Genomic DNA, 1,069 nt, shown 5'->3' with positions numbered 1-1,069 from the left:
GGGGTGCCGATGAACCTGGTCTCCATGCTGGAAACCCTCGGCATGAACCGGCATCCGGCGTTCGGGCTGGCGCTCGCGGCCGGACTGGGCCTGGAACGCGAGTACCCGGACCGGTTCCCGATCAGCGATCAGCTCAACGACCGCGGCCTCGCCATCCGCGACAAGTTGCTCAACAGCTGCACCAACGACATTCTCGCGGCGGGCGCGGGGCAGGGCGCGCTGGACATCGCCAAGACCACCGTCATGACCGACGACCCGCAGGCCCGGTCGGTGGTCGCGGAGAACAGCCTGGAGCTGTACTCTGGCGTGCCGAAAATGCCTGTCTTCGAATGGCATTCGCCGATCGACGGCCTGGTGCCGGTGGACGCGGTGGTGAACACCATCCACCGCTACTGCGCGGCGGGCGCGAAGGTGTGGACCGAGCAGGAGCCGGTGCCCGACCATCTCACCGCGGCGGTGCTCGGTGTCCCGGCCGCGTACGGCTGGCTGGACGCGCGCCTGCGCGGCGAGCCCGCCCCGACCAACTGCTGAGCGTCAGCCCGCCTGATACGTGCGCGCCACCAGCGCCGAACGCAGATACCAGAGACCGGACGGCTGGGTCGGATCGAATCCGGTCAGCTGTCCGATCCGTTTCAGCCGGTAGTCCACGGTATTGGTGTGCACGTGCAGCATGCGGGCGGTGCGCTGCCGGTTCAGGTTGTTGCTGATGTGGGATTGCAGCGTCTCGAGCAGTTCGGTGTGCGCGTCCAGGGGATCCAGCAGCGACCCGAGGTGGTCGCGGCCGGGACCGGGCCGGGTCAGCTGATACTCCAGGGCCAGCTCGTCGAAGCGGAACAGGCCGCGCACCAGGCGCAGCCGGTGCACGATGTCGAGGAGTTCGTGGGCCTGGTCGGCGGCGTCCGGAATCTGTTGCGGCGCGGCCGGAACCAGCGTGGCGGTGATCGGCACCCGCGCGGCCCGCGACAGCTGCTCGACCAACTCGTCGAGCTGATCGTCGGCGACCGCGGTGGCCGGCACCAGCAGGGTGCCGCCGTCCACGCTGAGCAGCGACAGCACCTTGTCGGTGTAG

The 1,069-nt window shown here is 69.2% G+C and carries 2 protein-coding genes; one reads left to right on the top strand and one right to left on the bottom strand.

The annotated features are described in order from the left end of the window. On the top strand, positions 1-531 hold a 531-nt coding region (locus tag ACIRS4_RS38910; protein ID WP_404205110.1), incomplete at its 5' end, for a lipase family protein. Positions 532-534: 3 nt separating this feature from the next. On the opposite strand, the gene ACIRS4_RS38905 is transcribed toward ACIRS4_RS38910, so the two are convergent. Continuing rightward, positions 535-1,069, bottom strand: a 535-nt coding sequence (locus ACIRS4_RS38905; RefSeq protein ID WP_404205108.1) for a PucR family transcriptional regulator, incomplete at its 5' end; no start/stop codon positions are given.

The sequence above is a fragment of the Streptomyces sp. NPDC101166 genome, from assembly GCF_044768125.1.
Lineage (GTDB): Bacteria > Actinomycetota > Actinomycetes > Streptomycetales > Streptomycetaceae > Streptomyces.
This window is presented reverse-complemented; position numbering and strand designations above follow the sequence as displayed.